This window comes from Vibrio sp. 10N.222.47.A9 (assembly GCF_963872585.1).
Lineage (GTDB): Bacteria > Pseudomonadota > Gammaproteobacteria > Enterobacterales > Vibrionaceae > Vibrio > Vibrio splendidus.
In genome coordinates this window covers 1-14,819 of the sequence record NZ_CAWNBB010000052.1, presented here as the reverse complement: position 1 = coordinate 14,819, position 14,819 = coordinate 1, and the positions used below count along the sequence as shown (strand labels likewise).

Genomic DNA, 14,819 nt, shown 5'->3' with positions numbered 1-14,819 from the left:
ACTTCGACGAGAGATCTCGATATGACAATTACGCCACTTGCTCAAAATCGACCATTGCTTTCATTAACGACGCTTTATCTGATTGTGTTTCTATTTTCAGCGTTTGCTCCCTCTTCAAGAGCGGTATGGATTGCAGAAATTGTCCCAGCTCTAGCGATATTAGTGGGTATCTGGTGGCTATCAACCAAGCTGACCTTCACTAAGACTGCCTATATTTTGATGTTTATCTGGCTGATGTTACATACGATTGGCGCGAAATATACATTTGCAGAAGTGCCGTTTGAATGGTTTAACAACATGATTGGCTCTGAACGTAATAATTTTGATCGTGTCGCGCATTTCTCCATTGGTCTCTATGCCTATCCACTAGCTGAATATTTGATTCGTAAGAAGTTGGCTCAACCAGTGTTGGCGTGTTTCTTTGCTCTGTTTGCGATCATGAGTGTTGCAGCAGGTTATGAGATTATTGAGTGGTGGTACGCGGAGATTGCAGGTGGTGATGAAGGTATCGCATTCCTTGGTTCACAAGGTGATATTTGGGACGCGCAGAAAGACATGCTGTGTGATACAACGGGTGCTATTGTCTCGCTATTACTTCTGAAACTTCAAGGGCGAGTTAGAGCTTAAAGCTTTATTCTGAGTATCAAAAGTAACGTTGAAATGCCAAACACAAACTGTGCTGTGGCATTTTTTGTTTCACCGTGACGGGTTATTTCATCGTTACCTTGCCACCAACAAACTTGTAGGCTGGCGTACCTCGAACCAAGGTATCTCGCGCGAATTCAATCCCACATTCAGGGCACACACATGGCTCTTTAGTGAAATCTTCAACAATACGTTCCTTAAAACACTTCACGAGTGCACCTTTGCCACCTTTCCGATATTTAAAAAGTTGCGCTTTGCATTTCGCACAGAAAATCTGAACCGTTTTGGTCGGTTGTTTCTTGTTTGGTTTAGCCATAGAAGTTAATGATTGAGCTCTTTATTTCTTAAGTTTAGGTGCGACAAGAACCAAGCTTATCCCGAGTAAAATAACGGTCGATGAGATAACAAATTGCATGGTGACCGGCTCGGAGAGTAACAAGACGCCACCGAGTGTCGCAATAACCGGCACAGAAAGCTGTGCAATGGATGCGACCACTGTATTCAGCTTTTTCACCACGTAATACCACAAACTATAACCCACACCAGAAGCCACCGAGCCCGATATAACCGCGTAAATCAAACCTTGTTCAGTGATAGAGACTTGAGGCATTGCATTAGGTATTACAACTAGAAGGCTTAAACCTGCAAGGATAAATAGCGAGCTAAATCCAAAGTTAGCGGTCGTCGATTGCAGTGCGTTTAAAGATTTCTTTCCTGCCAATGTGTAAATACCCCACCCAACTCCGGCCAGGGACATCAAGATGATAGAAACTAAGTCTGGTGCCTGTGTCGATTCAGTTGGCATTAACAAGTAAACAAGCCCTGCTACCGATAACAAACATCCGCCCCACTCAAGTAATGACATTCTGTTTCCAGAGAACAAGTGTGCGGCAATCATCGTAAATTGTACCGCGACAAACAACACCAGCGCACCAAGACCTGCGCCAAGCTTTAAGTAAGCGAATGAAAAGCCAAACATATACACAAGCAGTGACAATATTGATGTGAATTGAAACTGTGACTTTAGCTTTGTATATACCGATGTGCTGTTGTTTGCTAGCTCCTGTTTATGCTTAGATTGGGAAGATAAAGTGAATAAAATCAGAAGTGTAAGCGCACCAGACCAGATGCGCACGATCGAAAAGCTCAAAGGATCAATCGTTTGATCCATTAAAGCCCAGCGACACAAAACTGAATTAGCAGCAAAGGCCACCAGCGTAATAAATGTAACCATCACAGTTTGCATCGTGTTGTCCTAATTGAGTTGTTTGGTCCTAATAAGTGTTCTTGGGTTTCAATCAACGTTAGATTTCAATCAACGTCAGGCTTCACCCAAACTTGACTAAAGTCGAACCAACCTAATGCATTACATTTTGCGTTCTGCAACGTACCACATTGATCTTTGTTAACGCCCAACCAACAGTGGAACATCGGAATTAACTGATTGCTTTGCACCAGTTGTTTACCTAACTGTCGTGCTGGGAATTGCTCGAATTCTCCCGAACGCCAACGATCAATCATGTGACACCATTGGTCGAAATCTTCAGCTGGGCTAGATTCATCAAGAAAACTGTAGTCCATTAACCAGCCGGCCAATGCATCGTCTCTGTTGTTAGCGATACCCATAGGATTAATCCAAATATCAACATTATCGGCGTGTGGAGGATCGGTTTCGTAACCGATAAGCTCAACATCGACATTATATTGCTTCAACACGGTGACAATCGCTTTGGCAAGTGTTGGGAACATCGGGTGTTGGCATTGGTACGCCAATCTAATGGTTGGTTTCGCATTTGCTGGTGGACAGACCGGCGTGTTTAACTTTATGTCATACCAACCAGGTTTTATCCCATAGGCGTGTAGAACGCCCAAATCGATGACGGTCTCTTTTGGGATATGAACAAACAGATCAGCTGCATTCAATGCGTTAGACAAAAACTCCGCCCATGCGGGATCTTGTGCGATGCCCTTCTTTCTATTCAACAGTAAATACGTACAGCCGGGATCAAGCTCTACTTCATCACTATCACCACGGTCGGCCATTACCGGTTTCGAAAGACTTGGGTAAACCATAGAAGAATACGCCTCATCAACCACCCAAACCTCAACGCGATCAATCAACGGCCTGAAACCAAAGTATCCGTTGAAAGCCGTTAGTACGAGTTGCTTCTCATCGTTCTTCTCAATGCGATACGGCCCCGTACCAATTGGTCGAATATCGTAGTCTTCGCCACGTAAAATCATCGGCAAAGTGACCTTAGCGACCGACTCCGTAAGCGCGAGTGGGAAATACTTGTCTGGGCGCGTTAAGAAGACATCGACCACGCAATTTGCGGGTGAAGAGACATCTTTAATATGCGAGAACAAGTTGAGTGGTTCGAGCGCAAGAAGCGTGTCGACAACATGATTCGTTAATAGAGGCTCCCCGTTATGAAAACGGACACCCGGTCTTAAGAAGAATCGCCATTGATAGTCACTGATTTTTTGCCATGAATGAGCAAGATCGGGTTGTAACTGATCATTTTCATCCAATCGCGTTAACCCACTGAAGACTTGGCAGGCAATATGCTGCTCTGAACGTCGCATCGATTTTGTCGGGTTAAGCATTGAGAGCGGTCGGTAATAAGGCAGACGAATGACCTGCTCACCTTCTTGATATTGCACACCCAAATAGTTTTGAATAACCTGAGTAAGCTTGGCAGCATTGTGGTCAAGCACTGACAGCGCCTGACCAATTTTACCTTCCTGTAAGTACCGCCTCGCTAAGTTTTCACTGACATCGCAACGATTCTGCTTAAAGATAAGTTGAGATAACTTACCTCGGCCTGCCGCCGGTAACCATTCTACCCAGCCTTGTTCTTCAAGTTTGTTGAGTACCATTCTTGCATTACGACGCGTACAACAGAGTACATCTGTTATGTCATCGAGTTGAACATCAGAATCTTTACCATCGAAGTATTCAAACAGGGTTTCAAATTGAACGCGAAGTCTTGGGCTGCTCATAAAGAGGAAAACTTATTCAAAGGACATTGAATTCAGTTTCCCTATTTTAAGACGTAAAATCAATCTTACTGACGTGTTTTTATTGCGAATTATTGGGTATGACGTCCCAAGATGTTATTCAAACAGAATGGCTAAGTACTTTTGCAGCATACGGTTACATCACATCGCAGCCGATTTCATTGGCGATGTCACAAAGCTGTTGTTCATTATCTAATTTAATTGACCACTTGCACTCAGAGCCATTCGCCGAAATGACATTTGCCCCTTTTCCAATTAATTGAATCGCATCAACTTGCGCTTGCAGCGTGACTCTATGTTCACCATCTAAACGAACAACCAGCTCATGTGCGGTTGCGATAACTTTTCCACTTTTAAACGTTATGACCATCGGTTTCTCTAGCTACTTCTTTGAAATACAAATTACTATTTTCTAAATAGAACAAACTTAACTGCTGCTTACTCTATTATCGCTTATGTTTCTTCACGGCAATCGTTAATCGACTCGTACAAACTAAGCGTTGACGCTCGTCAGTGATATTGATTTGCCATACTTGGGTAGAGACACCCAGATGAATAGGTTCAGCAGTACCGATAACATGGCCTTCACGCATTGATCTTACGTGATTCGCGTTGATATCTAATCCAACGCAATAGTAGCCTTCTGGTACGCAGAAATTAGCCGCCAATGAGCCAAGCGTTTCAGCTAGCACAACCGATGCTCCGCCATGAAGCATGCCTAGTGGTTGGTGCGTAAAATGACAAACCGGCATGGTTGCCACTAAGGAATTGTCGTTTACTTCTGTGTAAACAATGTTGAGGTGCTCAATTAAGGTATTTTTTGAGGTCGCGTTGAAGGTATCTAGGTCAACGGGCTTTTTCCAAATACTCATATGGGTTCCTTAATTATTGACTATATTAGTGCGTGAATCGCTTTATTAGTAACTGAATAGCTTCATTATCGTTAATAGTGATCTTAACGATAACCATGTTTTTAAATACAATACTTATCTTACAGCTCTTAGTTATTACGCAAGTTGATGTTAACATGCATAAAAACCGAATACACAGAGGATATTGTATGACGTCATGGATGAAGTTTGCCTCGCTTCTCACACTTGCAGGCCTAACCGCATGTAGCGCTTCCCCGACAGGAAGAAACCAATTACTGCTTTTTTCTGATCAAGACATGTCTCAACTTGGGGCACAATCTTTTGAACAAATGAAGAAAAAACAGCCAATAAGTAAAGACGCGAAAACAAACGCTTATGTACAGTGCGTTGCAAACAGCATTACTCAACATATTCCAAAACAAGGCTTTAGTGAATGGGAAGTTGTTGTTTTTGATAGCGACCAAGTGAATGCCTTTGCTTTGCCGGGTGGCAAAATTGGCGTATACACAGGGTTACTTAAGGTCGCGGTCAATCAAGACCAACTCGCAACGGTTATCGGACACGAAGTGGCTCACGTTCTCGCTGACCACAGTAATGAGCGTCTCTCTCAGTCTCAAATCGCTAATACTGGTTTATCCATTACCAGTGTTGCGTTAGGAGCATCAGAATACAAACAGTACCAAGGAATGACAATGGCTGCCCTAGGTTTAGGTGTTCAATACGGGGTTATTCTACCGTATGGCCGAACTCAGGAATCAGAAGCCGATGTTGTTGGTTTAGAATATATGGCTCAGGCAGGGTTCGATCCTAAACAGAGCGTCGACTTGTGGCAAAACATGGCGAAAGCATCAGGTGGTAGCCAACCGCCAGAATTGCTGTCTACGCACCCTTCCCACAGTACGCGTATCAAAGATCTACAGGCGACGATAAAAACGTTACCTCAATCGGGTTCACCAAGACCAAATTGCAAAGCGTAATCTAACATTTGTTTAGACGCTAAACTTCGAATACAAAAATGCCCTATCCATATTGGTTAGGGCATTTTTTTGTTTTTGATTCTTGTTAAGTACCAAGAATTTGCAATGGTAGGCTTAATAGCTGATCACCAGTAGATGCAAAATACCAGATAACACCGATCAAGCTACTCACTAGACCCACATACCAAACAAACGACACGACTTGACCGTATTTGTCTAATGGTAACAAGTGACTGTGGTGACGCCCTTTCCATTCGAATAGTATTTCCACACTGCCCATAATCAATAAGAAGCCAAACAGGGTCAAATTCAACTGATAACTCAGTACCACGCCAGCAATAGCGGCTGCAACACACAGCACAATACCAAGCACACTGCTCATCGAGAAACTGATACTTTTTAGTACATGTCCGCCATCGAGAGGCAAAATTGGTAATAGATTAAATAAGTTTAATAACGCGTTAAATACCGCAAGCCCAGCGAAGAACATTTCGCCAGTCGCCCAGTACAACACCATAAATATCAACGACAATATCAAGCCAAACAATGGTCCCATGATCGAGATAACCACATCTTGCCAGCGCGTATTGATCTTTTCGTCGGATAACGCCAAGCCACCAAGGAACGGTATCAAATAGATGCCTTTGGTCTTCATTCCAAAGTATTTCATTGCTCTGATGTGGCCATATTCATGGAACATTAAACAAGCGATCAAGGCTAAAGCGAACTGAATTGAAAATAGCCACGAATAAGCGGCTAAACTCGCAGAGGCAAGTACCACCTTGATTAACTTGGCACTCTTGAGGGCTTTCATTCCCAGCGAAACTAACCCGATTAAGCTAAAACGCTTCTCTGGTTTTGGTGCGACAACCGGGGTTTGTTGCTCGATATCTTTGGTGTTTCGATTGCCTTCGGTAACGGTTTGGCCATTCACGGTCGCTTTATAGGTCATCTCAAACGGTTGCCACTGAACGGTCGCCTCAACGTTACACTGCAACGTTTCTTCACCTGCACGCAGAGTAAATGCATGGGTTCGAGCATCATCTTGATCTGTGGTTGCGTCTAATTGGGACACCAAAGTATTGTCCCAATACAACTGTTGCCACCCTGCCATTGACCCCTCTAAACGAAGTGGTTTTCCAAGAAACTCTATCGCGAGTAATTCCAAACTTTAATTCCAATTTAATGACTATCAATATGAATCGATATTATGCCGATTTAGCGATTAACGGTAAACATAAACAAAGTTGTTACATATTGAGCAGTTGAACACTATTTATACCAGTACCTAACATAAACATTCTGGTCACACCTCCAACCACCCATAAATCATTGATTGTAGTTATATTATTAGTGTTAGAGTGCCGCCCCTTAAAAATATTACCTCACAAAATGATAACTCATTCTTTGACTTTATATTAAACATGAATTTAACATGCTATTTACATTAGAGCTTGAACACCAACAACGCTCAGTGTGTTTTCAACAATAAGAATGAGATTTGATGCCCTAGGAGGGTCAAGGATGAAAACAATACAACGCTCTCTCGTTTCACTTTCTGTGCTATTTGCATGTAATTCACTTGCGGCTGGTTTCCAAGTTGCTGAGCACTCTGCCTCAGGTCTTGGTCGCGCATTTTCAGGTGAAGGTGCTGTAGCTGATAACGCGAGTGTACTAGCGAGAAACCCCGCCGCAATGACCCTATTTGATACAGCCCAATTTTCAGGCGCGGTTTCTATCGTTGATCCAGAGGTTAACGTATACGACGTTGATGCTAACGAACATTCAAAAGATGTTGCGCCGTTGCAAGTAGTACCAGCTGCATATTACATCAGCCCAATCAACGATAAATGGGCTTGGGGTATCGGTATGTTCACCAATTATGGTGTTGCTACGGATTACCCTGATGACATCTCGGCAGGTGATATGGCTGGCGATACGTCGCTCCTATCTGTCAATCTAAATCCAAACATCGCATACCGTGTAAATAACTCATTTAGCATCGGTGGTGGTCTAAATTTAGTTTACGCAGAAGCTGAATTGACTCGCCACAAAGGTGAGCTCGCAGGTTTGGTTGGTGGGAATCCGTCTGACAAACTTATCGGTATGACTGGCGAAACATTTGCCTATGGTTGGAATGTTGGTGCGATGTATGAACTGAACGAAAACAACCGCTTTAGTATCGGTTACCGCTCTTCTGTTGACCTTGACTTTGATGACGGTGAATTCACCAGTTACGACTCAGGTAGGGCAACATCTCCCAAGGTTGATGGTCGCTTACAAATCGAGCTACCTGCAATCTTAGAGCTTTCTGCATTTCACCAACTTAACGAACAATGGGCAATTCATTACGGTTGGCAACAAACTGATTGGAGTACTTTCAAAGAGCTAAAAGCAACGAGTCCAGATTGTACCGATAACGGTGTGGCTGGCCAGTGCTTCTATAAACCAGAAAAATATGAAGACAACAATCGATATTCATTAGGTGCGACCTATAAACTAAACAGCAAGTGGACATTAAGAGCTGGTTACGCTTATGACGAACAAGCTGGTGAAGCAACGCTCAGTATCCCGGATAGTGACCGTATGTGGTACAGCGCTGGTTTCACTTATGCGTGGAGCGAAAACATGACTGTCGATGCCGGATTTGCGCTTGTAGTAAGTGATGAAGGTGAGTTCACAGAGACAAATGGTGCTCAGCAAGAACGAACGTTCGAAGCCGAAGGTACCGCTTATCTTTCGTCAGTTCAGCTTAATTACACATTTAACTAAATCAGGGTCGCATCATGAAACGTAACTTTAAGATATCTCTATTATGTTCCGCGATTCTGCTAGCAGGTTGTGGTGACAATACTGAAAGCTCGGGGACAAGCAACCAACAACTCGAAGCTTATTTAGAAACTTCTTTAGCAAGAGCTACAACGCAAAAAATGCTCTTGCAAGGCAGTAACGCATCTGTTCCTTTAAGTAATAACCTATTATTCGACTCTACAGATGGAACGTTAGCGATCCCTACTGGTGGAGACGAGAGCATTTCAAACCCAAAAGCAGCACTGAACTATGCCGATGGTTTTTCGACAAGCATGCCAATTTACATCGAGTTTGAAGGTGATGGTTTTGGTGATACCCCTGGAGTTGTTACTTCTGGAGTTACATTGTTGAAGCTTTCAAAAAAGCTAACAGACACATCCACAGCGGCTCAAGTACCAACACCTGTTGCTAGCTCTGAATACACAGTTTACAAAGTAGGCTCAAATCTAGCAATTACACCGAATACTCCTTTTGATGAGAAGTCTGAATATTTGCTTGTTATTACTGATGACGTTACAGATGTAAATGGTAACCCAGTAGGTACATCGCAAAGCTATGCGGCTCTCAAAACAGCAACGAAAACATACACCACCGGAGATCTAGCGAGTGCGCAAACTTTAATTAAAGGCCAAGAAGCAATAGCAGCTGCTGTCGGTGTTGACGCCAATAAAATTGTCTATTCAGCTTGGTTCACTACAACTTCCGTTGGCGATGTACTTGCCTCTACAGCATCGTTGATTGGTGGAATGATTGATGCTGGAGCCCCACTTTCGACTTATTGGAATGGCAGCGCAAACCCAAATAGTGTCGATCTGTCAAACGCTTATAATCTTAGCCTAGATTCTTCATCAACAGTTCCGTTTGCCACAGCAATCGCTGCCGATGCAAACTTCAAGAAATATCTCGGAGATGATGACGCTACAGAAACTGCGACCTTAATTGGCGGAATAAACCTCCTCTACTCTAATGGTGTTATCAGTACTACAACTGTAAATGTGACTAAAGGTACCATTCAGCTTCCTTATTTCTTGGAAACAGATCCAAGTAAGTTTTCTGTTACACCATTTGCCTCAGCGTTGGACAGTTTAGCTGTTATCAAAAGCGCACTAACGGATAGCTCTACAAGTTCTTTCGTTGGTGGAGAGTTGGTTAAATTAGGATTAGACCCAACAAACCTTAGCGCAGCTGATGTCACGACTTTAATGGGAAAAACACTCACAAAGGACGCAAGTGGAACAGCTCTAGATAGTGATCGCATTGTCACTCAGTATTCACCAATACCACAAATTAAATCACTTGAAGCTGTTGATGTGCTTTTGTTTACACCCACAACTGGCACGCCTTCAGGTGTAGTCATTTATCAGCACGGTATTACCTCTGTAAAAGAAAACGCGTATGCATTCGCTGCTAATTTAACGGCCGAGGGTCTTGCAGTGATAGCGATTGATCACCCTATTCATGGCTCGCGTTCGCTTGCTGGCGGTGCTATATCAACTAACGATAATGCACTGTACTACTTGAATCTAAGTGCTTTGCCTGTTGCCCGTGACAATATTCGTCAAAGTGCGCTTGATGTAATAGGTCTTCGTATGGCACTTGAAAAAGTGGGTAATGATTTTACTGGTACACCATTAGCCGGAGTTGATGTAAAAGACACAACCGTTAAGTTTATGGGTCACTCATTGGGCGGCATTACCGGATTTACTTCTGTTGCTACATCAGAAATTGCTGGCACACATAAATTTAGCTCGGCGGTATATGCTAATTCAGGTGGACACATTGCTGAATTGTTGTTCGCATCGGAAACCTTTGGCCCTGAAATTAAACATAATTTGGCTAAACAGCTGAATACGGCTTACAAGGATTCAGTCGCGACAGCTTGTGCAACCAACAACATTAAAGATGGTGATTGTTACACCGCTTTTGCTAAGGAAAATCCAACTAGCGCCGCAGCAATTGAAACTGAATTAGTTGCATTTAAAGTCGCCGCTCAAACCCTTATTGACACGGTCGATCCACATTCACTAGCAAACACTGAGGACCTGTCATCATTTAGCTCTAGCTATCCAACGTTGTTGATACAGTCGCAAAATGATGAAACGGTACCAAACAATGGCAATGATGATAATGGTGCACCGTTATCATATACAGCTTCATTTGTTGGTTCTGAAGGCTTAGATACAACGTTAGGGTTGAGCGACTCTACAAAAGCGAGTCCTTCAATTGGAAACCGTGTGTTTGTTCAGTATGACGAAACGGCTAAGCACTCTACGATCATTGGACCACAAGCAGACCTTTCTGATGCCTCTCATACTCTATCAATGAGAGCTCAAGTAACTGATTTCTTGAAGTCGGATAGCCTTGATACAGCAGCACCGAGTGCACTATTGGAGTAACTCAAACTTAAGTACCTTTTAATGAAACCAAATGCCAGCCTAACCGCTGGCATTTTTGTATCTATCGACATCCTATCGTCCCTAGTTAACCGTTTGCATAGAACCTTAAAACACAAATGGTTGATCTCAGCTAAAATTAATCAAGACAGAATACCGTACGACCTCTTTCTTTATTGTAAATAAAGTGGATAATAGCCCCGTAATTTAATACCTAATAAATGTGAGTCCATTATGTCTTCTGAAGCTACGATGCTAGAACGCTGCCAATCTAAATGTGAACTATGTGGTTCTGATTCTTCTCTTACTGCATACGCAGTACCGCCACACAGCCACGTAACAGTGGATCACGGCATCATGGCATGTGACAAATGCCTTGGTGAGATTGACGATCCAAAAGATATCAACCACTGGCGTTGCCTAAGCGACAGCATGTGGAGCCAAGAAGCGCCAGTTCAAGTAATGGCATGGCGTCAACTTACTCGTCTGAACTCTGAAAGCTGGGCTCAAGACGCACTAGACATGATGTACCTTGAAGAAGAAACATCAGTTTGGGCACAAATCGGCATGTCTGCTGATGACAAGCCTCTTGATGTGAACGGCGTTGAACTTAAAAAAGGTGACGACGTAACAGTAATCAAAGACCTGCCAATCAAAGGTACTAACCAAGTGATTAAGCAAGGTACTGTTATCCGTGGCATCAGCGTTGGTGACGACCCTAAGCTTGTTTCTGGTAAAACAAACGGCGGTCAATCAATGTACGTAATCGCTGAGTTCTGCCGTAAGAAGTAATTCTTCTCTTAGCTGAACAAAATCTCAAAGGCGCTAATGAATAATTAGCGCCTTTTTTGATTGGAAAATTCAAACCAATTTTTTTGTCAGAATCCACTGCCTATATTAAAGTAGACGGCACTTTCTTCATGGCTTTGTGCGTAATCCATCCCGATATGTAAACCATACCTACGAGCAATTTGATAACGAAAGCCTACTCCACCTGCGCTCACCTTGTTACTTTGTTCAGCTCGCTCTGATGCTTTTCCTGATCCATAGAAGCCTGATACGTTCCAACGATGGCTTATGCTGTAAGTTAGCTGCCCTTGAAGTGTCTCAATTTCATCTCCCTGATAGCGAAATGAGGAAACACCTCTTAATTCAACATATGGCTTGGCTGTTGGAGAAACGAACCCATCATCTTGCTCATAGCTTTGATAATTACCCGCTAGCCCAAGCGTCCACTTTTCTGCGACTGGGATGTAACCTTCGCCTTCAATATTGAAGTTACGGTAGTTTGAATCACTACCAATAGCATCATCAAAAACCATGTAGTCCGCTGAAAACCGGTACCCGCTCTTTGGATAGAACAAGTTATCTCTTGTATCAAATTCAGCTTCAATACCTAAGCCTGATGTCACCGACTCTGTGCCTAAAGTGAGTTCCATTAACTTATCAATCAAACGATTATCAGATTCAACTTTAGACTTGGCTAATAACTGTTTCACGCCAATCATCCAGGGCGTGTTTCCAATTCTAAATTGCACCTTTTGCGACAGTACAGCGACTGACGTTTTTGTACCAAATTTAAGGTCTAACTCTTTCCCGCCAAGAGAAAACTGCTTATATAAATCAAGATTCGCAACACCAAAACCACCACCACCAATATAACGTATTGAATCATTCACCCAAGATCGTCTATGGCCACCGAATACAAACCAAGTATCATTCTCAGTCCCCAAAGCACCTACGACACTCATCGCAGACGGAACGAGTTGCGCTCCTCCATCAATAGCCTTTAACGCAGCTTCTTTACGGACACGTTTTTCTTCTTCACTCTCATGTAGAAACAACCCAGCAACACCGCCACCGTACCCAACGGCAGGCTCTGTAATTAAGATAGGTATGGGTAAGAATCCAGTCGCATTTTCCGCGATGTGATGCCCCATATCAAACTGACCGTCCACTGGGTCGTAAAAGGATGCCATAGAAGTAAAAGGGGTCAATAAGGAGCTTGAGAATAACGCAAGCACACCACAGCGATTCATATAAATTGCCTCAAAAAAAAACCGAGGACTGAGCCTCGGTTGAAAGTTTGCTTCCGTGCAATAAACATTGAAATTAAGAACTTTTTGCTGCTAAGAGAGTTCCTCATCAGCACGGGCATAATAACCAGCTTTGTATATTTGCCCTACTCCCATATGGAGGATGTCGCCCTACAAAATTAAAGAGCTTTCTAAATGACAGAAACGCAAAAGGCTCATATAAATGAGCCTCTATTAATAAGTTACTTACGTTCTTGCTCTGTTAATCTCGTTTCAATACTCGATCAACATGTTCTTTTATAACAGATAAAACCGATAATTTTACTTCCCTCATTTGCTTAGAGTGATGGCACCAAAGCGCAAAACCGAATTTGAATCCTTGTTGCATTTCAGACGACTGTATAGGTTCAATGTCGTAATGGGAAAATTCAGAATGAGCAAACGTTTTTGGTAACAGTGCCCACCCTAAACCGGCTTCAACCATTTTAATAACTAACGCCAATTGATCGACTTCTTCGTTATCGGAGCTGATGGTTACTTTTTCTGACATTCCCTCCTCAATAAACGATCTCAAGATAAACTGCTTTGAATTTCTTAACGCTAAAAGTACATCCTCTTGCGCCAAAGATGAGAACTCACCATTTTTTTGAACGAATGGGGAAAATTCAATGTGACCTAGAAAAGTCGCATCAAAGCTGTGTATACCACGGCTGTCATGCACATTAACTAGTCCAAAGTGGTACTCCCCGCTTTGAAGGCCCTTCTTAATATCCTTTTTGTTTCGAATTAAAAAGTTCACTCGCATCATCGGGAAATCACGACGCAGTTTCTTTCGAATATCCAAAAGCATTTGATGAGGTATCACACCAGAATAAGCAAAGGTGATGTTTTCCAACCCGCCATAAGACAAGCTCAAAGCCACCTTGTCGAATGTTCTTGCCTGTTCAATCGTTTGCTTAGCGTAGTGGTACAGATGATGACCATCTTCCGTCGGCTTTACAGAGCGTCCAACCCTTTCAAATAGGCTTACCGCGAGTTGGTCTTCAAGGTTAGTTATAACCTGCCCGATTGTCGTTCTATGCTTGTTAAGTTTGACTGCTGCCTTGCTGAAAGACAGTTGATCATAGACAGTCACAAAAGCAAGAAGTTGTTCAATACTAAAGTTCATAATGAAGTACTAATTTTTCTCGAATCATGTATTTAAACTATCACAAGAACGCGTAATTGCTACTAAGCAACGAAAATAACGCCATGACTAACATGCTGGATAGAAAAGAAAACCTACTGAATTGAGTAGGTTTATAGAACGCTTATTTATATTCGATGACACGCGCTAAATAATTAAATTCACCTGAGTCTCCATGATAATCTCGGTATACATCAACACTGAAATAGCTCGGGCGATCTTTCTCAATATGTTCCATTAACTTTTGTTCTAAGAATTCGAGGCTATCGCCAGTTTGTGAGTAAACAAATTTTTTGCCCACTTTTTGTAGTTGCAGCGCGTTTACCTCATCATGAGAAACGTAATTGTTTATCTCTGTCCATTCGCCAACGTATTCAATAGAAACATAACTCGAATTCTCATCAATCATAATAATGGCTGAATCTTCATGTACTCGTGTCATTTGTTGCATTTGGTTATCTACGTGATGTTGCTCAGCTTTCGTTAGGTCTTGCGCCATAACGCTCGTTGACATGCTTAGTAATAGTAACGCCAGTGTTGTGTTGTTCATTTCTTTGCTCTTTTTATTGTGGTAATTCAGTGACCCAAAGCTGCCCTTGAGTCGCTTTATAGAAGCCGTATTGATAAATTGCTTTCAAGTAGTGCTCGTCAAACATGTCTTTTGAGCGTTTGGCAAATCCAAAGTCTTTTTCGATATAGGTAAATTGCATTTTGATGTCATTCAGTTCACTGAAGTATTTCATTCGATAAAGGTCTCCTCGCGTCTGTGCCAACGTCAAGCTTGTTAAACTTTTTGCTACCAAATCCAACCCCTTATCTTGTAAACGATGATAAGGCGCTTTAAGAGCCCCATTTCTTATATGGAATCCACGTATTTA

14 protein-coding genes and 1 pseudogene are annotated in these 14,819 nt (G+C 42.6%); 5 read left to right on the top strand and 10 right to left on the bottom strand.

All coding sequences use genetic code 11. From position 1 onward, the window contains the following. Window positions 1–21: 21 nt before the first annotated feature. Entirely contained in the window at window positions 22–627 is a 606-nt protein-coding gene (locus tag AACT19_RS16800) for a DUF2238 domain-containing protein (protein WP_076647557.1), read from the top strand. 82 nt (window positions 628–709) lie between these two features. Here AACT19_RS16800 and AACT19_RS16795 read toward each other — a convergent pair whose 3' ends face one another. The 5 genes from AACT19_RS16795 to AACT19_RS16775 form a co-directional block, all read right to left on the bottom strand. Further along, window positions 710–961 (bottom strand): hypothetical protein, encoded by a 252-nt coding sequence (locus AACT19_RS16795; RefSeq protein WP_004730943.1) that lies wholly within the window; start codon window positions 959–961, stop codon window positions 710–712. A 21-nt stretch (window positions 962–982) separates the two neighbouring features. Beyond that, window positions 983–1,891 carry a DMT family transporter gene (locus AACT19_RS16790; RefSeq protein WP_076647553.1) on the bottom strand — a complete coding sequence of 303 codons (909 nt, stop codon included), beginning with the start codon at window positions 1,889–1,891 and terminating at the stop codon, window positions 983–985. Between the two features lie 65 nt (window positions 1,892–1,956). Further along, window positions 1,957–3,648 carry an SgrR family transcriptional regulator gene (locus AACT19_RS16785; RefSeq protein WP_017079218.1) on the bottom strand — a complete coding sequence of 564 codons (1,692 nt, stop codon included), beginning with the start codon at window positions 3,646–3,648 and terminating at the stop codon, window positions 1,957–1,959. A gap of 154 nt (window positions 3,649–3,802) precedes the next feature. Continuing rightward, on the bottom strand, window positions 3,803–4,036 hold the full coding sequence (locus AACT19_RS16780) for a DUF3389 domain-containing protein (protein WP_076647550.1): 234 nt from the start codon (window positions 4,034–4,036) through the stop codon (window positions 3,803–3,805). 76 nt (window positions 4,037–4,112) lie between these two features. Beyond that, window positions 4,113–4,538 carry a hotdog fold thioesterase gene (locus tag AACT19_RS16775; RefSeq protein WP_004730936.1) on the bottom strand — a complete coding sequence of 142 codons (426 nt, stop codon included), beginning with the start codon at window positions 4,536–4,538 and terminating at the stop codon, window positions 4,113–4,115. Between the two features lie 188 nt (window positions 4,539–4,726). On the opposite strand from AACT19_RS16775, the gene AACT19_RS16770 reads away from it, so the two are divergent. Further along, the gene (locus AACT19_RS16770; protein WP_076647547.1) at window positions 4,727–5,515 is read left to right on the top strand and encodes a M48 family metallopeptidase; all 789 of its coding nucleotides are present in this window, start codon (window positions 4,727–4,729) and stop codon (window positions 5,513–5,515) included. Window positions 5,516–5,600: 85 nt separating this feature from the next. Here the strand turns inward: AACT19_RS16770 and AACT19_RS16765 are convergent, their stop codons facing one another. After that, window positions 5,601–6,683, bottom strand: a complete 1,083-nt coding sequence (locus AACT19_RS16765) for a site-2 protease family protein (protein WP_076647544.1) — start codon at window positions 6,681–6,683, stop codon at window positions 5,601–5,603. 356 nt (window positions 6,684–7,039) lie between these two features. Here AACT19_RS16765 and AACT19_RS16760 point away from each other — a divergent pair, with 356 nt between their 5' ends. From AACT19_RS16760 to AACT19_RS16750, 3 genes are all read left to right on the top strand, one after another. Beyond that, window positions 7,040–8,287, top strand: coding sequence for a porin (locus AACT19_RS16760; RefSeq protein ID WP_076647541.1), 1,248 nt, complete (start codon window positions 7,040–7,042; stop codon window positions 8,285–8,287). Window positions 8,288–8,301: 14 nt separating this feature from the next. Next, window positions 8,302–10,722: a VolA/Pla-1 family phospholipase gene (locus tag AACT19_RS16755; protein ID WP_076647537.1), complete on the top strand. Its 2,421-nt coding sequence runs from the start codon at window positions 8,302–8,304 to the stop codon at window positions 10,720–10,722. A 231-nt stretch (window positions 10,723–10,953) separates the two neighbouring features. Then, entirely contained in the window at window positions 10,954–11,511 is a 558-nt protein-coding gene (locus AACT19_RS16750) for a PhnA domain-containing protein (protein WP_076647534.1), read from the top strand. 86 nt (window positions 11,512–11,597) lie between these two features. Here the strand turns inward: AACT19_RS16750 and AACT19_RS16745 are convergent, their stop codons facing one another. From AACT19_RS16745 to AACT19_RS16730, 4 genes and pseudogenes are all read right to left on the bottom strand, one after another. Continuing rightward, window positions 11,598–12,758: a BamA/TamA family outer membrane protein gene (locus AACT19_RS16745; RefSeq protein ID WP_017079213.1), complete on the bottom strand. Its 1,161-nt coding sequence runs from the start codon at window positions 12,756–12,758 to the stop codon at window positions 11,598–11,600. Window positions 12,759–13,017: 259 nt separating this feature from the next. After that, window positions 13,018–13,923, bottom strand: coding sequence for a LysR family transcriptional regulator (locus AACT19_RS16740; RefSeq protein WP_017092845.1), 906 nt, complete (start codon window positions 13,921–13,923; stop codon window positions 13,018–13,020). 142 nt (window positions 13,924–14,065) lie between these two features. Next, window positions 14,066–14,491 carry a hypothetical protein gene (locus AACT19_RS16735; protein WP_076647531.1) on the bottom strand — a complete coding sequence of 142 codons (426 nt, stop codon included), beginning with the start codon at window positions 14,489–14,491 and terminating at the stop codon, window positions 14,066–14,068. Between the two features lie 13 nt (window positions 14,492–14,504). Beyond that, window positions 14,505–14,801 (bottom strand): annotated as a pseudogene (locus AACT19_RS16730) (patatin family protein); the annotation flags it as partial. Window positions 14,802–14,819: the final 18 nt, after the last annotated feature.